Below are 20,005 nucleotides of genomic sequence, written 5' to 3'. Positions count from 1 at the left end.
GCCGGTTAGCGGTTCGTCATTAGCTTCAGCCGCGAGCTTGGTCGATGCCGCGAAATAGCGTTGTGCTGTGTAATGCTCGGCATTGTCGAATGCCATCCAGCCCGCCAAATAGGCCAACTCGCTTGCCGCTGAGAACATGTCATGCCGCACAGCCTCGCTGGCAAGAGATGTCGCAGCGGCTGGCACTCACCGCTGACAGGGAGGCCGAAATCTCGGTTCCATGTGGAGGTTTCGACTTCCCTCCCGTCGCGCTACCTTCGGGTGAGGATTGCAGCCACCGAGACAGCGGTCTCATCGTCGTGCGGCAAGGCGCCGGTTGGTGACCTCCAGCTGGTGCGCCGTGCTCGCCGCCAAGGCTCGCATCTCGGCGTCGTCGAGGCGTCCGCACAGCCGCCCCCAGTGCACCGCGACCTGCTCCCCCACCGACACGTCCGGCACCGCGGTGTAGCCGTCTACCCGAATCGGCATGGGCCGCACCGTTTCCGCCGACAGCACCAGCCGCCGCCCATCCCAGCTCAGCCTGCGACAGCGCAGCTCAATCTCGGTGTCGGTGCGGTCGACCACCGTCCCCCACGTGATCCGGCAACTGTCGAGCACATGCAGCGGATGTCCGTTGCCTTGCCCGAGCAGACGCGACCACGGGTACACGCCGAAGACGTGGAAGCAGTGGTTGGCCGCGGCCTCGTCGGCCAGCTCCGGGCCCAGATGCGTCCAGTAACCGCCCGCGACCGGGCCTAGCAATGCCAGCAACTCGGCGGTGAACTCGGCTGGGTCCAGGTCTGCGCCGATCCCGCCGCCCAGCCAGTAGGACTCGACGAGGCGGCGATCCAGCGGGTCCCCGATTCCGGTCATCGCCGACATCACCCGCAGATACGGCCACGCTCCGGTGAACCGCCGAGCCACCGCCCGCACCTGATCGTCCGTCCCGTCGCGCAGCACGACCGCGTCGGGGGGCCCACAGTAGCCGAGCCGGTTGGGGGCGTAGGCGTACCGGGCGAACATCTCAGCTCCGCCGCCTGTCATCAGCCGGGCCGTTCTCCGATGCGGTCGGCCCGCCACCGCTGATCGAGATCGCCGAAACGCCACACTCCGACCGCGATCAACCAGGTGAGCAGGAACAGGCCGACGACGAGGAAGCCGAGCGCGCCGAGATCCAGATCGCCGACCCAGGCCAGCGGACCGTGGGTGACGCCGAGCTCGTCGGTCAGAATCGAGATCATTTCCTGCGCGCCGATCAGCAGGGCGACGGCGACCGACAGCCCGGTGACCACAATGTTGTAGTAGATCGTGCGGAGCGGACCGGCGAACGCCCACCCGTAGGCGTAGTTCATGCAGGCGCCGTCCAGCGCATCGAACAGCGCCATGCCCGCCGAGAACAGCACGGGCAGCACGAGAATCGCATACCAGGGTAGGTCGGTCGCCGCCGCGCCGCCCGCGATCACCAGCAGGCTCACCTCGGTGACGGTGTCGAAGCCGAGGCCGAACAGCATCCCGACCGGATACATCCGCCACGGCGTACGCACCGCCCGCGTCAGCGGCCGCAGCATCCGGTTCAGCGCGCCGCGGTGGTCCAGCTGCCATCGCAGCGCGGCCTCGTCGTAGTTGCCCCGCAGTCCCTTGCGGAACACCCGCCAGATCCCGATCAGGGACACCAGGTTCAGCAGGCCGATGAGGATGAGAAAAGTCCCCGATACTCCGGTGCCGAACACACCGGACCAGCGGCGCAGCCCGGAGTCCCCCTCGCGCAGGGTCGCCGCGAGCGCCTTGACACCGAACGCCAGCAACGCGACCAGGACGAAGACGATGGTCGAGTGTCCGAGCGCGAACCAGAACCCGACCGACAGCGGTTTGCGCCCGTCGGCCACAAGTTTCCGGGTGGTGCTGTCGATCGCCGCGATGTGGTCGACATCGAACGCATGCCGCATCCCGAGCGTGTAGGCGGTGATGCCGAGCCCGACGCCGAACACCGCCCCGTCCACGATGTAGCGACCGGGAACGACGAACAGGAGCAGCGCACCCCACCCGAGGGCATGCAGCAGGAGGATGACGAGCACCATCCCGACGACGCCGCGCCGCTGCCTCCGGTCCAGCCCGGCCCATGCGCCGCGCGGCACCACAGGATGGTCGGCGACCTGGACGATAACGGACACCTCGCCTTCTTGTTCGGACGGCGGTCGCGCCCGCCGTCTCAACAGATCCGCGGCAGCTGCTCTCCTGCGGGCAGATCCACCACGCGCGTGCCGCCGAGGGCCGTGCGGGCCACCACCATCCCGGGGTGCTCGGCGACGCACCGGCCGATGGCCGCTGCCTGCGCGCCCAAGGGGTGCTCCCGCATTGCCGCGAGCACGCGGTCTGCGTCCTCCGCGGCGACGAACGCGAGCAGCTTGCCCTCGTTGGCCACGTACATCGGGTCCAGCCCGAGCAGCCCGCACGCGTCCCGCACGCCCGCGGGGACCGGAAGCTGCCGCTCGTCCAGCGCCACACCGACATTCGCGGTGCGAGCGATCTCGTTGAGCGACGCGGCGACGCCGCCGCGGGTGGGATCGCGCAGCACGTGCACATCGGCACCGGTCGCCAGCATCGCCGCGGCCAGTCCGTGCAGCGGCGCGGTGTCACTGAGCACGGTGGTGCCGAACTCCAATCCCTCGCGGCAGCTGAGCACGGCGACACCGTGCACCCCGATGTCTCCGCTGACCAGCACGACGTCGCCCGGGGTCGCGCGCTGCGGTCGGATGTCCACGCCGGGGTCCACGAGGCCGATTCCCGCGGTGTTGATATAGATCCCGTCACCGTGCCCGGCGTCGACCACCTTGGTATCCCCGGTGACCAGCTGGACCCCCGCCGCCAAGGCCGCGGTGCCGACCGCCTGCGCGATGCGCGCGATGTCGGCCAGCGCGGTGCCCTCCTCCAGGATGAACGCGGTCGACAGCACCATCGGGCGAGCGCCGGCCATGGCCAGATCGTTCACCGTGCCGTTGACCGCGAGCTCCCCGATGGTGCCGCCGGGGAAGACGATCGGCTTGACTACGAACGAGTCCGTGGAGAACGCCAGCCGGGCGCCGCCGAGCGTGACCACAGCGGAGTCGCCCATGTCCGCCTGCGCGGCCGAGCCGAACGCGGGCAGGAACAGATGCTCGATCAGCTCGCCGGACATCGCGCCGCCACCGCCGTGGCCCATCACGATGTTGGGCGAATCCCGCAACGGCATCGGACACACCCAGCCGTCCATGTCGATCGCCACGGGTGCAGTGCGTTCCTCAGGCATGAGCCACCTCCGCCGGGAGATCGAGCCGACGGTAGAGGTAATAGGCGGCGCAAGCGCCTTCCGAGGACACCATGGTGGCACCCAACGGGTTTCGTGGCGTGCACTCTTTACCGAAGGCCGCGCACTCATTCGGTTTGATGAGCCCCTGCAGCACCTCACCCGACCGGCAGATCGACGACTCGGCGGTGTGCAGATTCCCCACCGAGAAGCGCTCTTCGGCGTCGAACTCGCGGTAGCGCTGCGACAACCGCCAGCCGCTGCGCGGGATCATGCCGATGCCACGCCACGCCCGGTCGGTCACCTCGAAGACATCCTGCAGCATGGCTTTCGCGGCCGGGTTGCCCGCCGCGGCCACCGCGCGCGGATAGGCATTCTCCAGTTCGTGCCTGCCGGTCTCCAGTTGCAGCACGGTGCGGCGGATGCCCTCCAGGATGTCCAGCGGCTCGAAGCCGGTGACCACCATGGGAACCCGGTACTTCTCGGCCAGTGGCGGGTATTCGTCAGTGCCCATCACCGTGCAGACATGCCCGGCCGCGAGGAATGCCTGCACCCGACAGGTGGGCGACTCCATGATCGCGGCGATCGCAGGCGGAACGAGCACATGCGACACCAGCAGCGAGAAGTTCCGGATGCCGAGTCGTTTCGCCTGGTACACCGTCATGGCGTTGGCCGGCGCGGTGGTCTCGAAACCGATGCCGAAGAACACGACCTCGCGATCGGGGTTCTCCCTGGCCAGGTTGAGCGCGTCCAGCGGCGAGTAGACCACCCGGACATCGCCGCCCTCACTCTTGACTCGAAACAAATCCTTGCTGCTGCCCGGCACGCGCAGCATGTCACCGAACGAGCAGAAGATCACGCCGGGCCTTGCCGCGATCTCCAGCGCCTTGTCGATCACCTCGAGTGGGGTGACGCACACGGGGCAACCAGGGCCGTGAATCATCTCGATCTGGTCGGGCAGCAGCTGGTCGATGCCGTGGCGGATGATCGAATGCGTCTGCCCGCCACAGACTTCCATAATCGCCCAGCGTCTGCTCGTGGCGGTACGGATCCGGTCGAGCAGGTACTTGGCGAGCTCGGGGTTGCTGAATTCGTCCAAATACTTCATGGCGTCACCTCTGGTTCCTCGCGTGGCGGCTCGGCCGCGGGGTTGTCGAGACCCGCCTGCCTGGCGGCGATGGCGAAGCCGTCGCCGAATTCCTCGTTCAGTACGCCGAGGTGTTCGAACTCGGCCAATGTCTTCAGCGCGGACTCCTCGTCCAGCCGCTGAATCGCGAATCCCACATGAACGACGACGTAGTCACCGACGGCCGCGTCCGGGATGTATTGCAGGCACACGTCCTTGTGCACACCGCCGAAGTCGACGATCGACATCATCGTGCCGTCGCGCTCATGCAGGCTGAGCACTTTTCCTGGCACCGCTAGACACATCGTTGCTCTCCTTCCGCTCATCCCCCGCTGCCCGCGAGGAGTTGCCCGAACGCGAGGCCGCCGTCGTTGGGCGGCAGCCGGTGATGGCTGATCACGGTGAACCCGTTGTCCCGCAGTAGCGCACACGACCGCGTGAGCAGCAGGGCGTTCTGGAAGACGCCGCCGGACAGAGCGACAGTCGTCGGGGCTGCGGCGTAGCGGACCGCGAGATCGAGCACCAGCTGGGCGACCGCTGTGTGGAACCGAGCTCCGACCACCGCGGCGGGTACGCCGCTGCGCACATCGGCCACCACCGCCGCCAGCACAGGGGTGGGATCGATGGCGGCGGGATCGCCTTCGCCAGGGGTGAACCGATATTCGGGCGCGCCTTCGTCGGCGCCCCGCGACCATCCTTCCAGCTCGATTGCCGCCTGGGCCTCGTAGTCGACCACGTGCCGCACGCCGATCAGCGAGGACACCGCGTCGAACAGCCGGCCCATGCTGGAGGTCGGTGCGCAGCCCAGCCCTGTCTCGAATTGGTGTGCCAGAACCGACCTTTCGTCCGCCGGGCACGCCGCGACAGCGGGAATATCCGCACGCCATTCAATCCCGGCAGACCAGAGATGTGCCAGCGCCATGCGGTAGGGCCTGCGGACTGCGAGATCGCCACCGGCGAGCGGCACATATTTCAGATGGGCGAGCCTTCGGTAGCCCTTATAGCCGGCCAGCAGGACCTCGCCGCCCCAGATCGCACCGTCCGGACCGAATCCCGTGCCGTCGAACGCGATGCCGACCACCTGTTCGGTGGCGCCGAGCCCGTGCTCGCCCATCACGGCGGCGATGTGCGCGTGGTGGTGCTGCACGGTGTACACGGCTCGCTCGCCCGCATGCCTGCGCGCCCACGCGGCGGAGCGGTAGCCGGGATGCGCATCGGCGACGAGCTGCACCGGGCGCACTCCGGTGAGATCCGCGAGATGCCGCTGCGCCGCGTCGAAGGACCGCAACGTGGCCAGATCATCCATATCACCGATGTGCTGACTCAGCCAGGCATAGCGGCCGTCGGCCACGGCGCAGGTGTTCTTCAGGTCGGCACCGACCGCGAGGGTCGGTGGCAGCGGGACCGGCAGCGCAAGTGGCAGCGGCGCATAGCCGCGCGAACGGCGCACGGGCAGCTCATGGCCGTCGAGCCAACGGACCACCGAGTCGTCGCATGGCACGAGGATGCGCCGGTTGTGCGAGAGCCAGCCGTCGGCGAGCCCGGCGAGACGGGAGTGGGCGTCGTCATCCTCGTAGCAGATCGGCTCGCCGCCGAGGTTGCCGGAGGTCATCACCAGCGTTCGCGGGCCGGGCGGATCGTCGGGTAAGCCGAACAGCAGGAGGTGCAGTGGGGTGTAGGCGATCATGACACCCAGGTCCGGATTGCCGGGCGCCACGGATGCGGCTGGGGCCGGGCAACGGCGCCATTCGGCGTTCGCCACCTCGGACCTGGCTGCCAGCGGCGCCACGGCGTCAACGGATCCGGCATCCGACCCTGTCTCCGGGTCGCCGTCGACTGGGCGGTGTGCCGCGGGCACCGCCCGGCGGGCGAGCAGCACGATCGGGCGGGCCGGGCTGGTCAGCAGCGCGGCCGCCGCGTCGTCGACCTCGACGATTTCGCGGGCCGTCGCGAGGTCGGGCGCCATGAGCGCGAAGGGCTTGTCGCCACGGCGTTTACGCCTGCGCAATTCGGCAACGGCGGCCTCATTCGCCGCATCGCACGCGAGGTGATAGCCACCGATGCCTTTGACCGCGAGGATTCCGCCCACGCGCAACAGCTCACGCGCGGCGGCCAGTGGGTCACCCGTGCCCGGTCCGGAGTACGCCAGCGTCGGACCGCACTCCGGGCAGGCGATGGGCTGGGCGTGGAAACGCCGGTCGGTGGGGTCGGTGTACTCCCTGGCGCATCGGTCGCACATGGCGAAGTCCGCCATCGAAGTCCGTTCGCGGTCGTAGGGCAGGCCGGCGATGATAGTGAACCGCGGCCCGCAATTGGTGCAGTTGACGAACGGGTGGCGGTAGCGGCGGTCGCCGGGGTCGCGCAGATCCCGCTCACAATCGGCACAGATCGCGACATCGGGCGAGGCCAGCGTGCGCCCGCCGCCGTCACGGGTGGTGTCGGCAATGTGAAATCCGGTGCCGCCGCACACCGGAAGGTCGGTCTGGTCGACCGATTCGACCACTGCGAGCGGTGGCGGCCGCAGGCGCAGCCGCTCGGTGAATTCGTCCAGAGCCGTTGATGTGCCCTCGATTTCGATGACCACCCCGCGGCTGTCGTTGCTCACGCTTCCGGCCAGCGCCAGTTCGGCCGCGGTGGTGTAGACGAACGGCCGGAATCCGACGCCCTGGACCACGCCACGCACGAGCAGGCGTCGCCGCAGCCGCGCGGCGGTCATAGCTGATCTCCACGCTGCAGCAGGCGCAGCCCGTCCAGTGCCGCCGCGGCGCCGGCCTCGTCGGTCTTCTCGACGACGAAGCCCATGTGGATGATCACCCAGTCGCCTGGCCGCGCCGGATCGTCCCCGAGCAGGCCGATATTCACTTTCCGCTGCTCACCGGACACATCGATGAGTGCGATCTGGTCGTGGTAGCCCTCGAGGATGTCCAACACTCGTCCCGGTATGCCAAGACACATCGGCTATTCCTCCTGTCGCACTCTGGTCGGCGACGGCGACGAGCCGTCCCGGACTGTGCCGACCTGCGCCGCGCGACCTTCGACGGGTTGGGCGCCGTCGGGCATCAGGTCCGCGAGGACACGGCCGACGGCAGCGACCGCGTCGTCCACCGCGGCGGCGACGGGCTCGGACAGCCCGATCCGGTCGTCCACGGAGGCGACCTGGCAGCCGACTACGACGGTCGGCGGCAGCACGCCACCCAGCGCTCGCACCCCGGCGAACACGGCGGCCGGAGTCATCGCGTGCGCGTCGAGACGCACGGCGTCGGCGTCGGCGTCGGCGTCGGCGGTTGCGGCGCGGAACACCGCGACACGTCCGGACTCCCCGCGATCGGGCAGCGCGTCGACCAGCACCAGCGCGTCCCACGCGTCCAGCAGGTCGTAGGCGAGGTGCATCCCGCGGATGCCGTAATCCATCACGCGTACGCCGGCGTCGGGGTAGTGCGGCAGCCGCCGCACGACCTCGGGCCCGAATCCGTCATCGCCCAGGAAGATGTTGCCGATCCCGGCGATCAGCACCGTGGCCGTCTGATCACCCCTCCCCTTCGGTCGGCGCCGTCGCGCCGCCGACGTTCGCGTCGTCGACAATGCCGGTCGCCGTCTCATCCGGGTCGTTCGCGGTCCGCTTGTGTTGCTCGTAGGGCGGGGTCGCCGGTTCGGCGCCGTGACCCGGCTCCGTGGTGAACTCGCCTCGCCTTTCGGTATCGGTGCCGTGGGCGGAGGTGATCTCCTCGTGGCCGATATCACCCGGTTCACGGTCGGTGGGTCCCCCGGCCACGGTGTCGGAGCCGGTGTCGCGGGACCCCGGCTCACCGCGGGCCTCTTGTGGCTCTTCGCGTTGGTTACCCATGATGTATTCCTTCCTGTCGGCCGCTACATCTGCCGGATCTTCAGATATCGCCTGATATCCGGGATCGACCGAACGCCGAGGTATAGACCCACTGCCGCCAGCACGGCGACGATGGACGTCGAGATCACTCCCACCGCTTCCATAGCGGACTTCCTTTCACTTGTCGGGGCTGTCGAGCGGTTCCAGTTCGTCAGGCGTGAAATACAGATAGCGGCCGTACCATTCGTGCAGATCAGCCGCCGGGTCGTCGTCCAGCACGACACCGACGTGCGCTTGCCCGTCTACGTCTTCGTGCACCGAGACGACCCTGGCGGGCTTGCCGTCGAAGAACAGGTCCTGGGCGTCGGCCCGCCGGGACGGATGCAACCGGACCCGGCTGCCCTTGCGCACCAGCACACCCGCGACGGGCACCGCATCGGAATCCGGGCGAACCTCGTTGTCGGCCAGCGGGTCCCACCAATCGATCCCCTCGGGAACCTCCGGTATCAGTCGCGGCCGGTCGAGATGCGGATCGCGCAGCACACCGTGCAACTGGCGCAGGTCATCGGGCGTCATTCCGTCGCAGCGATCGATGATCTCGGCGGCGCGCGGATCGGTCGCCCGCGCCAGCACCTTCTCCTCGTCGGTCATCGTCATGACGCGCAGGCTGAGGATTTCGTCGATCTCGGTGGAGTCGAACAGCGGTCCCTCGCTCTGCTCGGCGATCTCCGGGTGGTCGTAGAGGATGATCGGCGAGATCAGCAGCAGGCTATGGTCACCGGGTGGTCCGGCAAGTACCGGGAAGCAGCGGTGCCGGTCGCAGCGTTCGACTGCGGCCTCGGCGTCGGGCGGAGGGTCGATCAGCGAAATAAACTGTGCGCCTGCTATTTCCGCGATTACGTGCGTCCCGATCAGCGAGCGGGCAATGGCGTCCTGCTTGTCCGCGGCCGGCGCGCCCACGTTGCGGACTGTGATCGTGAACCGCAGGTACCGGTCGTCCCGGTCGATCGTCAGATCGAATCGGCCCGCGAGCGGCAGCCGGGTGCGCACCAACGTGCCCACCGACCGTCCCGATTCGTCGGTGATCTCCTCGGTGTCGGTCCAGCCCGGAACGCTCAGTAGCTGACTAAACTTCGCGGGCGTCAGCGGGCCGACGACGAGTTCCCGCGCGACGGCCTCGTCCCAGGACAACCACGACCGCGCATCGACGGTCAGCTCGGCGATCGGCGTACCAGCGCCGTCCACCACCTGTCGCCGCTGAAGCTGGAGGAATCGGATTGTGCAGGTGAGTACTGGGTTCTCGCCCGGATCGATCAGGCACTGCGCCGACATCTCGGACTCCTCGCCGAGCCCGGCCGCGGCGGCACCGTCCGGTCCCAGCACGCCGAACTGCCACCGCGACTGGTTCTTGCGCGAGTTCGCTCGATACGGGTACAGCAGGTAGCCCTCGTACAGCACCGCGTCGGCGACGGCACGGGCGCGGGCGCCTGGGTCGGCGGTCACGGTAGCTCCTCCGCGCGGGCCAGCAGCCGGGTCACCGTGTCGTCGAACCCGAGCAGGCCGTGCCCCGACTTGTAGGCGGTGAGGGCATCGAGAGTGTCCCGGCGCAGGCGTAGCCAGCCGGTGTTCGGGAAGTGCGCCGCCATCAGGTCGTGCCAGACCGAGATCGGCATGTCGAACTTGTCCTCGCGGTCCCAGGGAATCTGCTGGATCGCGAATCCGCCGCTGCCCTTGATGAAGACCGTGCCGCTGAACAGGAACAGCAGTGGAACGACGCCCTCGCGCAGCGCATGCAGATACTTCGACCCGGTCACCTCGAAGTCATAGGTGCACGGCATCGGCAGATCCACCTCCGCGCCACCGGTGAACCCTGGAACCATGGTGGCGCAGTGCATCCAGAGAAACGACCGCTGCGTGGCGGGCCAGCGCTCGCGCGGGCCGAACAGGTCGGCCAGCCCCGCGCCCTCCTCCTCGGAGTAGCCACGACGGAACGGCTCGATACGCACCTGCGCGCGCAGGGCGATCGCATGCACGGGTTCCTCCGCGAGTGCGGCGATTCCGACTCGCGCGGCCAGGATCGGTGCGACAGCGTACGGCTCCGGCTTCATCTCGAGCACGGCGAACGCCGTCGAGTAGACCGGGCTCATACCGCACCACCCCGTCGCGCGCGAGCCGATACGGTGGCGAAGAACTCGTCCAGGTAGCGCCGCACGTCCTGCCCGCCGTCGAATCCGCGCCACAGCAGCCGGATCCGGCCGACGAACTCGTAGCAGGTGTCGATCGGAAGCAGCAGGCAGCTCGCCGACGCGGTTCCGCGGTCGGGCACCCGGATCAGGAGCGCCTCGACGTCGGCGGCGAGCACGTCGAGTTCGGGGTGCCGCTCCAGGATCGAGTTCCACTGCGCCAGAGGAAGTTCCGACTCGGTCGCACCCGCGGGACCTGGATAGATGGCCACAGTCCTGCCCAGCGCGGAGTTGCGGAAGAAGAACGCCAGGCCGACCGGTATCTCCAACGCGTCCCATTCGCCCTGGCTGATCGTGAAGCCGGGAAACGCGAGATACCGATCAGGCACCGCCCGATAGCGCAGCGCCGCGTCCTGGTCCACGAACAGCAGATAGCAGCTGCGGCATACGCACAGCAGCTGACGGCCTTCGACATTCACCACGTGCTGGTGCTCGTCGGCGATCTGTTCGGCGCACATCTCGCACCGTTCACCCGCCCGCGTCGCGGACTTGCCGTCGGCGGTAATCCGCTGCAGGACCCGGAACGGCGTATTCATCCGTGCACCTCCACCGGCACCGCCATCGCCAGTTCACCGGAGCGGACGAGCACCGGAAGCGGCTCGAGGTGTCCGTCGCCATCCACGCGCGCACCGGCGTGCACAACGTCGAAGTGCGCTCGGCAGGTCGGGCAGCGCAGCACCGCGTCGCCGACCGGAAATCCGACGCGCCGATGCAGCACGGCGCCCGACAGCGAGTTGTCGCAGGCCGGGCAGTGGTCCCGGTAGGCGAACACGTCCGGACCCACCCGGCAGGCCAGCACCGCGAGCCCGGCGACGGCGAACCCGCCCATTTCGCCGGGACCCAGCTCGGCCAGTTCAGGGACCGCGATCCAGTTCCCGGACCGGTCACCGTTCGCGTGCACCCGTGCCAACAGAGAGTCCGCGGGAATCAGCCCCGCCGACTCGGTCTGCGCGACCACTTCGATGGCCTCGATCTCCGGCGCCGCCGCACGTACTGCGTCCTCGACGGCCAGCTCCAGCGTCACCGACGAGGACGGGCAGCTGCGACAACTGCCCGCCAGCTCCAGTCGGACCACGCCGTCGGTGATGCCGACCAGGCTCACGTCCCCGCCGTGCGAACCGAGGTAGGGACGCACACTGTCCAGCGCCGTACGCACCCTGGTGTGCACGTCGTGCGGGTGCAGCCCGTGCACGAGCAGCAGACTCGCGACCAGATCGTCGCGGGCCAGCCGCTCGATCGCCGCCGCGTCCAGCAGTCCGATCACGCGGGCCAGACCCGCGCCGTAGAGGTCGGCGACCTCACGCACCAGCTGTTCGGCGCGCTCGCGAGCGAGGGTGCCGCCCGCCGAGCTCGCCTCCAGCAGCGTCTCGATGCGATCGCCCGCCTCGCGCCACCGGCTGTCGGGCGTTGCGTTGTCCTGGTCGATCGGACGATCGTCCACCGTCATCTCCCGTCCCGTCGCCGGATCCGGGCGCTCACTCCCCGGTAAGCGTCTGGGTCGGTGAGTGCAGTTTCTCCACCGTCTGTCCGTTACCGAGATACATGTGCACGCCGCACGGTAGGCAGGGATCGAAACTGCGCACGGTGCGCATGATGTCGATGCCCTTGAAGTGCTCGCGGTCGTTCTCCTCGAAGATCGGCTGGCCCTGCACCGCGTCCTCGTAAGGACCCGGCGTGCCGTAGCCGTCGCGCGGGCTGGCGTTCCATGGCGTCGGCGGATACGGGTGATAGTTCGCGATCTTCCCGTCCCTGATCACCATGTGGTGCGACAGCACACCACGCACCGCCTCGGTGAAGCCGCAGCCGATGCCCTCGTCGGGCACCTCGAACTTCTCCCAGGTCTTGGTGTGGCCCGCCCTGATCTCCGCGAGGGCTTTCTCCGCGAAGTGCAGTGCGCAGGCCGCCGCGTACGCCTGGAAGTAGGTGCGGGCACGGTTGCGTTCGATCGTGTTGCTGCCGTATGCGGGGATCTTCCATTCCAAGGTGACCGGGCCTTTGACCGCGGTCTTGGGCAGGTTGATCTGCACGCTGTTCCCGGTCGACTTCACGTAGCCGATGTCGACCAGGTTGGCCAGCGCGGTCGACCACAGCCGCGCCAGCGGGCCGCCGCCGGTGTCCAGGGCGAGGTGGTCCGAGCCGTCGAACCAGCGCGGCGACATCACCCAGCTGTATTTGTCGTCGAGGTCGCGCTTCTGCGGCTTGGGATTCGTGTGCTGGTTCCAGGGGTGGCGCCGGTCCACCGGGTTGCCGAGCGGATCGGTCGGCACGAACATCTCCTGGTCGGTCCAATCCTCGTAATACGAACTGCCCAAAAGGATTCTGATGCCGAGGTTGATGTCCACCAGGGAGGTGGTGAGGAGTTTGCCGTCCACCACCACGCCCGGGGTGACGAACATCTTGCGGCCCCAGTCCGCCATGTCCTTGTACTCGAAGTTGCAGACCTCGGGATCCTGGAACGAGCCCCAGCAGCCCAGCATTGTGCGCCGCAGACCGACCTGCTCGTAGCCGGGCAACGCCTCGTAGAAGAAGTCGAACAGGTCGTCGTGCATCGGCACGACCTTCTTCATGAACTCGACGTAGCGCATCAGGCGGGACATGTAGTCGGTCATCAGCTGGACCGTCGCGACGGTGCCGACGCCGCCGGGGTACAGCGTCGAGGGATGCACGTGCCTGCCTTCCATCAGACAGAACATCTCGCGGGTGGTGCGGCTGACCTGCAGCGCCTCCCGATAGAACTCGCCGGTGAACGGGTTGAGCGCCCGCATGATGTCGGCGATCGTGCGATAGCCGTGGTCGCCCGCGTGCGGCGCCTCGGTGTTCTCCGCCCTGGCCAGCACGCCGGGATTGGTCTCGGCGACCATCTTCTCGCAGAAGTCCACGCCGACCAGGTTCTCCTGGAAGATGTTGTGGTCGAACATGTACTCGGCGGCTTCGCCGAGGTTGACGATCCACTCGCCGAGATGCGGCGGCTGGACGCGATAGGCCATGTTCTGGCAGTAGCACGAGCAGGTCGCGTGGTTGTCCCCGCAGATACCGCAGATGCGGCTGGTGATGAAGTGTGCGTCGCGCGGGTCCTTGCCGCGCATGAAGATCGAATAGCCACGGAAGATGGACGAGGTGCTGTGGCACTCGACCACTTCGCGGTTCTCGAAGTCGATCTTGGTGTAGATGCCGAGGCTGCCGACGATCCGGGTGATCGGGTCCCAGGCCATCTCGACGAGACGGTCCGGTTCGATCGTGCGGTGCGACGGCTCCGGGATGATCTGTGTCATCGGAGATCCTCCTACCAGGTGCGAGTCGCGCCGGTATCCAGCTTCTGGCCCTTGTGCCGCCAGTGCGGCTCCTTGTCGACCGTGCGGCCGGTGATGTGACGGAGGCTGCGGATCACCGATCCGTAGAGCCCCGACGCGGTGGATGAGAACTTGCCGCCGGGTGGTTCGTCCATGAACGGCATGAACTTGTCGGGGAATCCAGGCATGGTGCAGCCGATGCAGATGCCGCCCACGTTCGGGCAGCCGCCCACGCCATTGATCCACCCGCGCTTGGGCACGTTGCACTTGACGACAGGGCCCCAACACCCCAGTTTCACAATGCATTTCGGCGAACCGTACTCGGTGGCGAACTCCCCCTGCTCGTAGTAGCCCGCGCGGTCGCAACCCTCGTGCACGGTCGCGCCGAACAGCCACTTCGGCCGCAGCGCTTCGTCGAGCGGGATCATCGGCGCCTGCCCGGTCGCCAGGTAGAGCAGGTAGGTGAGCGTCTCCGACAGGTTGTCCGGCTGGATCGGGCAGCCGGGCACGCACACGATCGGAATGCCCGCTTTGCTCGTCCAGTCCCAGCCGAGATAGTCGGGTACGCCCATCGCGCCAGTCGGGTTGCCCGCCATCGCGTGGATGCCGCCATAGGTCGCGCATGTGCCCGCCGCTACCACGGCGGTCGCCTTAGGCGCGAGACGGTCCAGCCATTCGCTGGTTGTCATGGGCTGGCCCGTGGCGGGATTGTTGCCGAAGCCGCACCAGTAGCCGTCCTCATGGAGTTGCTCGTTCGGGATGGACCCCTCCACCACCAGCACGAACGGATCGATCTCGCCGCGGTCGGCCTTGAAGAACCACTCCAGGAAATCGTCAGCACCACCATTCGGGCCGCACTCGAAATCGATGAGCGGCCAGTGCACGGCGATCTTCGGCAGACCGGGAAGGGCGCCGAGGGCGATCTCTTCGACGCTCGGCTGGGTGGCCGCGGTCAGAGCGACCGAGTCACCGTCACAACTGAGTCCTGCGTTGATCCAGAGAACGTGGATCAGCGTGTCCTCGGCTTGTACTGCTTCTCGTGTGGGCATCGGACTGCCACCTTCTGCAGCGGATCATCGGGAGCCGATCTCACCTTTCTCGAAGAAGGCCACCCGATAGATGTGATCCTTGTCACGCCATCCTAAGGCTCGCCCCATACCTTGCTCAAGGCCCCGACGCCGGACCGGCCCCGCTGCTCGGCGAGCCAGTCGTACCAGCAAGACAGTCCTTCTCCGGTGGTCACCGAGAGCGGAAGGACCCCGACACCGGGGTGCACCGAGGCGGTGTACTCACGACATCTGTCGAGGTCGAAATCGACGTAGGGCAGCAGGTCTATCTTGTTGACGAGCACCAGGCCCGCCGCCTGGAACATGTGCGGGTACTTCAGCGGCTTGTCGCTCCCCTCGGTCACCGAGATGATCACGACCTTGTCGCGCTCGCCGAGATCGAACAGCGCCGGGCAGACCAGGTTGCCGACGTTCTCGACGAACAGCAGCGTGCCAGGCTCGGGGTCGAGGGTTTCCAGCGCGCGATACATCATCTCGGCATCGAGGTGGCACCCCGCGCCGGTGTTGATCTGGACGACGCGGCAGCCGGTCGCCCTGATCCGTTCGGCGTCCAGCAGCGTCGCCTGGTCCCCCTCTATCACCGCGATCGGCGTCTGGCCGAACTCGCGGATGGTCCGCTCCAACAGGGTCGTCTTGCCCGCGCCAGGGGAACTGGTCATGTTGAGCGCCAGGATGTCGCGCTCGGCCAGCCAGTCCCGGTTGCGCCGCGCCAGTTCATCGTTCTTGGCGAGGACCTTCAATTCCAGGCTGACCGTCTCGGTGGCGGGCAGGTGGACGTGGTCCGCGCCGTGTGGGTGGTCGTGCTCGGATGAGTGAGCGTGGTCGTGCCCGTCGTCGTGGTGATGCTCGTGCGGGACTCGGATCACGGCCGCCGCGTCGTCGCCACATCCGCAGGTTGCGCACATGTCTCGCTTACCTCCATCGATCGGATACGCAGCTCGCGCCCGGACCGGATCTCCACATCGGCGCTGCCGCACGCGCACAGCAGGATCGGATCGGCGAGCCGGAATTCGGCGCCGCAGCTGCGGCATGCCGCGGCGCCCGGAATTTCCACGAGGATCAGCTCCGCCCCCTCCGCCACTGTCGCCTCGGCCGCCAGTTCGAAGCAGAACCGCATGGCCCCTGGCACGACGGCACAGAGCGCGCCGACCTCGACGGTGATGGAGTACACCCGCCGTCCCGCCGCGTGCTCACAGACGGCGTCGATGACACTCTGGGTGATAGCCATTTCGTGCATCGCGGCCTCCGCTACTCGAGAGGACCCTTTGAGGCTACTCTCGCGGCGAAGGTTGGCTTGCGAAATCAGCGACACCCTGGCTGATGCCGAGACTCCGGCGTGCGACGCACACGTCGCCAACCGGAGCCCGGTCTCTCGCGCCCGCGGGTGATATCCCTGTGATCGCGCCTCTGGCGGGAAGAAATGCCCCATACCGCTATGACGGGGATGTATCGGCATGCGGCGGGAGTCAGTCGTGGTTGACGGTCTCGAGTACTTTGCCGCTGTTCGCGTCGATGGTCACCTCGTGCTCCACAGCGTCGGGGGTAACGAGTTCGACCTCCCATACTGCGCTGCCGCCGTTGGTGTCGAACTCGGCGGACTCCACCCGGCCGCCGGGCACGGCTTCGACCGCTTTGTCGATGGCTTGCTGCCGTGTGATGCCGGGGTCCGCGATCAGCGCCCAGTCCGTGGCCGGCGCGGAGAAGGAGACGGTGTGCCCAACGTTTCCGCCGGTGGCGACGGCCGCGAGCGCTAGGCTCACACCGGCGACGACGGCGGCGCCGACGAGGATCCAGCGCAGACCGGCGAGTGCGCGGTGGAAAACGGTTGTCATGGTGAAACCTCCTGCGGGAGTCGTGCTCTCGAATGTGATCAGCACTGTGGCAAACCCCAGCTGAAGGCGACCTGAAGCCACCTGAAGACTGCTTCAGGAACAGTCTGTCACCCTTGTGGGATGCGTCTGCTGATTGTGGAAGACGAGAAGCGTCTGGCCCTCGCCCTCGCAAAAGGGTTGTCCGCCGAGGGATTTGCCGTGGACGTCGTCCACGACGGCACCGAGGGGCTGCACGCGGCCACCACCACCGACTACGACTTGATCATCCTGGACATCATGCTGCCGGGCATGAACGGCTACCGGGTATGTGCCACGCTGCGCGCCGCGGGCCGTGAGACACCGGTGCTGATGCTCACCGCGAAGGATGGCGAATACGACGAGGCCGAAGGCCTGGACACCGGCGCCGACGACTACCTCAGCAAGCCGTTCTCCTATGTGGTGTTGCTTGCCCGCATCCGCGCCCTGTTGCGCCGCCGAACGCGCGGCGGCGCGCAGGTTTTGCGCATCGGCGATCTGATCGTGGACCCCAACACCCACACATGCCGGCGCGGCGCCCAAGACGTGACGCTCACCGCGAAAGAGTTCGCCGTCCTCGAACACCTCGCCGTTCGCGCCGGGGAGGTGGTGTCGAAAGCCGATATCCTCCAGCATGTCTGGGACTTCGCCTACGACGGCGACCCGAACATCGTCGAGGTCTACATCAGCACGCTGCGCCGCAAGATCGACGCTCCGTTCGATCGCCGATCGATCACCACCGTCCGCGGCGCGGGCTACCGGCTGGTGGCCGACCGTGACTGATCGGCCGACACGCAGGCGAGGGTGGTGGAGTTCGGTCCGGGCGCGCACCACCCTCGCGGCCACCGCCGTCGTCGCGGTGGCCCTGACCGCTGCCGGGCTGACGGTGCTCGCGGTGCTGCGGCACAACTTGGTCGAGAGTGCGAGTCTGCAAGCGGAGACGACAGCCCGTGACGTGGCCACCCAGCTCGCGGCGAGCACCGACCTCACACGGTTGAAGCTGCCCGACGCCGACAGCCAACCGGTGCAGGTTGTTTCGGCCGACCGCCTGGTTTTGGCAGCCGACGACGACCTCCGCGGTCAACCTCCCATGGCCGACTTCGGCCCGTATTCGGCGTCCCGAGAAGACGAGGACGACCAAGACGACGAAGTGGACGACGACCAAGACGAGAAGGACGGCGAGGACGACGAGGACGAGCCGCCCACTGCCACCACCAAAGACCCGACCGCCACCGAGGTCATGTTCGGTGATGTGCGGCTGACGGTGGACGGGGGCGAACCCAGCCCCTTCCGGGTGGCCGCGGTCGCGGCCACCACCGCGGGCGGGCAGCCCGCCACGGTCTACGCCGGCGTCTCCCTCGACACCGCCGACAGCGCGGTGGCCGACGCGCGCCAAGCCATGCTCATCGGCCTGCCGCCGTTGCTCGCCGTGGTCGCCGGGGTGACCTGGCTGGTCACCCGCCGTGCCCTGCGCCCGGTGGAGTCGATCCGGTCGGAGCTCGCCGAGATCATGGACGACGGCGATCTCTCCCGGCGCGTCCCGGAATCCGCCTCGCGCGACGAAATCGCCAGGCTCGCAAGCACTACGAACGCCACGCTCGCCGCCTTGGAGGCATCCGCGGAACGCCAGCGCCGCTTCATCGCCGACGCCGCGCACGAACTGCGCAGCCCCATCGCCAGCTTGCGCACCCAGCTAGAGGTCGCCCAGGCGCACCCGCACCTGCTCGAACTGGACGGCGTGATCGGAGACACCGTCCGGCTGGAACATCTCGCGGCCGATCTGTTGCTGCTGGCCCGGCTCGACGCGGGCGAGCAACCCCGTGCGGACCGCGTCGATCTGGCCGCACTGGTCCGTGACGAACTGGCCCACCGGGTCGGCGACCGGATCACCGTCGACACCGTGCTGCCGAACGACCCGGTCGTGGCCACCGGCAGCCGACTCCAGCTCGCCCGCCTACTCGGCAACCTCGTCGACAACGCCCAGCGGCACGCGGCCACCACCGTACGAGTCTGTCTGCACCACACTGGCGATCGCACGGCCGTGCTGGACGTCGCCGACGACGGTCCCGGTGTTCCGGAAGCCGACCGGACCCGAATCTTCCAGCGTTTCGTCCGCCTGGACGATGCCCGCAGCCGCGACGAAGGCGGCGCAGGACTCGGCCTCGCCATTGTCCGCGACGTCGTCGAGCGGCACGGAGGCGACATCCGCGTAACCGACGGTATCGATAGCGGCGCACGCTTCGTTGTCACCCTGCCCACGGTCGATGTGTGAGGACTGCGCTCCCGCTTCCCGAACGATGTGTCGCGACCGTAGGACTCGCCTCTGTGTTTCCCCACACCGGCGCCGCACGCGTCTACTGAAAGGGATCGGCGAACGGGAAATCACCTACATGAGAAACGTTCCCAGAATCATCACAAGTCTGCGGAAAAGGACCGATTCCCATGAAATCATCAATACTTTTCCGCGCCTTTATATCTCATCATTTTCCGGACTACGCTCGCTACGGCGGAATATTTCAGCAAGAACTCGTACCAGGTTCAAATAACTGGAGAATCTGACCGTGAAATGAGGCATTGCGCGCACGCTCACACTGGAGGAGGGTAAATATGTCCGGTGGCGCCACCGGGGCGCCGCCCTGACCAGGGCAGGAGGTGGCTCGTGTACGCACGTTCAAGCACAATTGCGGCCCAGCCGTCATCGATCGACAGCGGGGTCGCGAACCTCCGCGATGAAGTGATGCCGAATCTATCCGAGATCGAGGGGTGGGTCGGCCTGTCATTGATGGTAGACCGGGCATCAGGGCGCTGCATCGCCACAACCGCATGGGAATCCGAGGGTGCGATGCATGCCAGCAGAGGGCGGGCCCAAGCACTACGTGATGGTTTGGCCCACATGCTCAACGGCCCGGTCGAGCGGGTCGAAGAATGGGAAATCGCGGTAATGCACCGTGATCATCTGGCCGGCGACGGCGCGTGCACTCGGTGCACGTGGTTGCAGACCGATCCGGACAACATCGACCAGGTGATCGACACCCTGAAGGTGGGAGTGCTGCCGGAGGCGGAGATGATCGACGGGTTCCGCAGCGCCAGTCTGTTCGTCGACCGGGCAACCGGTCGAGCGGTAGGTGCGATGGTCTGGGCGAGCCGCGAGGCCCTGGACAACAGCCGCGAAAAGGCGAATCAGATCAGGGCCGCGGCGACCCAGCAGATGGGTGCCGACGTGCTCGAGGTGGCGGAGTTCGACTTGGCTTTCGCTCACCTGCGCGTGCCCGAGATGGCTTGACCTCATCCGATATCCGGTCGCGAAGGGGAGTCTTCTCGGCCGGATGTCTTCATTCCACTGCCTG

General features: G+C 67.5%; 21 protein-coding genes. 3 read left to right on the top strand and 18 right to left on the bottom strand.

Translation table 11 applies throughout. The annotated features are described in order from the left end of the window. Positions 1 to 291: 291 nt before the first annotated feature. From AB0H00_RS04655 to AB0H00_RS04570, 18 genes are all read right to left on the bottom strand, one after another. Positions 292 to 1,002: a DUF6390 family protein gene (locus AB0H00_RS04655; RefSeq protein ID WP_357260819.1), complete on the bottom strand. Its 711-nt coding sequence runs from the start codon at positions 1,000 to 1,002 to the stop codon at positions 292 to 294. A gap of 20 nt (positions 1,003 to 1,022) precedes the next feature. Next, positions 1,023 to 2,090 carry a HoxN/HupN/NixA family nickel/cobalt transporter gene (locus tag AB0H00_RS04650; RefSeq protein ID WP_357262344.1) on the bottom strand — a complete coding sequence of 356 codons (1,068 nt, stop codon included), beginning with the start codon at positions 2,088 to 2,090 and terminating at the stop codon, positions 1,023 to 1,025. Positions 2,091 to 2,188: 98 nt separating this feature from the next. Then, complete coding sequence (gene hypE / locus AB0H00_RS04645; RefSeq protein ID WP_357260816.1) at positions 2,189 to 3,265, bottom strand: hydrogenase expression/formation protein HypE; 1,077 nt, start codon at positions 3,263 to 3,265, stop codon at positions 2,189 to 2,191. After that, positions 3,258 to 4,370: a hydrogenase formation protein HypD gene (gene hypD / locus AB0H00_RS04640; RefSeq protein WP_357260813.1), complete on the bottom strand. Its 1,113-nt coding sequence runs from the start codon at positions 4,368 to 4,370 to the stop codon at positions 3,258 to 3,260. Before hypD ends, hypE begins: the two co-directional genes overlap by 8 nt. Beyond that, the gene (locus tag AB0H00_RS04635; RefSeq protein WP_357260811.1) at positions 4,367 to 4,693 is read right to left on the bottom strand and encodes a HypC/HybG/HupF family hydrogenase formation chaperone; all 327 of its coding nucleotides are present in this window, start codon (positions 4,691 to 4,693) and stop codon (positions 4,367 to 4,369) included. Before AB0H00_RS04635 ends, hypD begins: the two co-directional genes overlap by 4 nt. Positions 4,694 to 4,710: 17 nt before the next feature. Then, positions 4,711 to 7,104 carry a carbamoyltransferase HypF gene (locus AB0H00_RS04630; RefSeq protein ID WP_357260808.1) on the bottom strand — a complete coding sequence of 798 codons (2,394 nt, stop codon included), beginning with the start codon at positions 7,102 to 7,104 and terminating at the stop codon, positions 4,711 to 4,713. Further along, a complete protein-coding gene (locus tag AB0H00_RS04625) occupies positions 7,101 to 7,343 on the bottom strand; it encodes a HypC/HybG/HupF family hydrogenase formation chaperone (protein WP_357260805.1) in 243 nt (80 codons plus the stop codon). The genes AB0H00_RS04630 and AB0H00_RS04625 overlap by 4 nt, the downstream gene beginning before the upstream one ends. A gap of 3 nt (positions 7,344 to 7,346) precedes the next feature. Beyond that, positions 7,347 to 7,901, bottom strand: a complete 555-nt coding sequence (locus tag AB0H00_RS04620) for a hydrogenase maturation protease (RefSeq protein WP_357260802.1) — start codon at positions 7,899 to 7,901, stop codon at positions 7,347 to 7,349. A 13-nt stretch (positions 7,902 to 7,914) separates the two neighbouring features. Continuing rightward, positions 7,915 to 8,232: a hypothetical protein gene (locus AB0H00_RS04615; RefSeq protein WP_357260799.1), complete on the bottom strand. Its 318-nt coding sequence runs from the start codon at positions 8,230 to 8,232 to the stop codon at positions 7,915 to 7,917. A gap of 156 nt (positions 8,233 to 8,388) precedes the next feature. After that, a complete protein-coding gene (locus AB0H00_RS04610; RefSeq protein WP_357260796.1) occupies positions 8,389 to 9,714 on the bottom strand; it encodes a hypothetical protein in 1,326 nt (441 codons plus the stop codon). Continuing rightward, the gene (locus AB0H00_RS04605; RefSeq protein WP_357260793.1) at positions 9,711 to 10,358 is read right to left on the bottom strand and encodes a DUF6084 family protein; all 648 of its coding nucleotides are present in this window, start codon (positions 10,356 to 10,358) and stop codon (positions 9,711 to 9,713) included. The genes AB0H00_RS04610 and AB0H00_RS04605 overlap by 4 nt, the downstream gene beginning before the upstream one ends. After that, positions 10,355 to 10,990, bottom strand: a complete 636-nt coding sequence (locus tag AB0H00_RS04600) for a DUF5947 family protein (RefSeq protein WP_357260790.1) — start codon at positions 10,988 to 10,990, stop codon at positions 10,355 to 10,357. Before AB0H00_RS04600 ends, AB0H00_RS04605 begins: the two co-directional genes overlap by 4 nt. Continuing rightward, on the bottom strand, positions 10,987 to 11,895 hold the full coding sequence (locus AB0H00_RS04595) for a NifU family protein (RefSeq protein WP_357260788.1): 909 nt from the start codon (positions 11,893 to 11,895) through the stop codon (positions 10,987 to 10,989). Before AB0H00_RS04595 ends, AB0H00_RS04600 begins: the two co-directional genes overlap by 4 nt. A 34-nt stretch (positions 11,896 to 11,929) precedes the next feature. After that, positions 11,930 to 13,726 (bottom strand): nickel-dependent hydrogenase large subunit, encoded by a 1,797-nt coding sequence (locus AB0H00_RS04590; protein WP_357260785.1) that lies wholly within the window; start codon positions 13,724 to 13,726, stop codon positions 11,930 to 11,932. An 11-nt stretch (positions 13,727 to 13,737) separates the two neighbouring features. After that, positions 13,738 to 14,793, bottom strand: a complete 1,056-nt coding sequence (locus AB0H00_RS04585; protein WP_357260782.1) for a hydrogenase expression protein HypE — start codon at positions 14,791 to 14,793, stop codon at positions 13,738 to 13,740. Positions 14,794 to 14,885: 92 nt separating this feature from the next. Continuing rightward, complete coding sequence (gene hypB / locus AB0H00_RS04580) at positions 14,886 to 15,716, bottom strand: hydrogenase nickel incorporation protein HypB (protein ID WP_357260779.1); 831 nt, start codon at positions 15,714 to 15,716, stop codon at positions 14,886 to 14,888. Next, positions 15,674 to 16,048, bottom strand: a complete 375-nt coding sequence (locus AB0H00_RS04575) for a hydrogenase maturation nickel metallochaperone HypA (protein WP_357260776.1) — start codon at positions 16,046 to 16,048, stop codon at positions 15,674 to 15,676. Before AB0H00_RS04575 ends, hypB begins: the two co-directional genes overlap by 43 nt. Positions 16,049 to 16,277: 229 nt before the next feature. Further along, complete coding sequence (locus AB0H00_RS04570; RefSeq protein ID WP_357260773.1) at positions 16,278 to 16,643, bottom strand: PepSY domain-containing protein; 366 nt, start codon at positions 16,641 to 16,643, stop codon at positions 16,278 to 16,280. 120 nt (positions 16,644 to 16,763) lie between these two features. On the opposite strand from AB0H00_RS04570, the gene AB0H00_RS04565 reads away from it, so the two are divergent. The 3 genes from AB0H00_RS04565 to AB0H00_RS04555 all read left to right on the top strand — a co-directional run bounded on the left by AB0H00_RS04565 (position 16,764) and on the right by AB0H00_RS04555 (position 19,941). Continuing rightward, positions 16,764 to 17,441 (top strand): response regulator transcription factor, encoded by a 678-nt coding sequence (locus AB0H00_RS04565; protein WP_357260770.1) that lies wholly within the window; start codon positions 16,764 to 16,766, stop codon positions 17,439 to 17,441. Then, positions 17,434 to 18,930 carry a HAMP domain-containing sensor histidine kinase gene (locus AB0H00_RS04560; protein ID WP_357260768.1) on the top strand — a complete coding sequence of 499 codons (1,497 nt, stop codon included), beginning with the start codon at positions 17,434 to 17,436 and terminating at the stop codon, positions 18,928 to 18,930. Before AB0H00_RS04565 ends, AB0H00_RS04560 begins: the two co-directional genes overlap by 8 nt. 465 nt (positions 18,931 to 19,395) lie before the next feature. Continuing rightward, a complete protein-coding gene (locus AB0H00_RS04555; protein ID WP_357260765.1) occupies positions 19,396 to 19,941 on the top strand; it encodes a hypothetical protein in 546 nt (181 codons plus the stop codon). The last annotated feature ends 64 nt before the right edge of the window (positions 19,942 to 20,005 follow it).

This window comes from Nocardia sp. NPDC023852, assembly GCF_040639505.1.
Classification (GTDB): domain Bacteria; phylum Actinomycetota; class Actinomycetes; order Mycobacteriales; family Mycobacteriaceae; genus Nocardia.
Note: the sequence above shows the minus strand (reverse complement) of the source record. Positions and strands in the feature narration are given on the sequence as shown.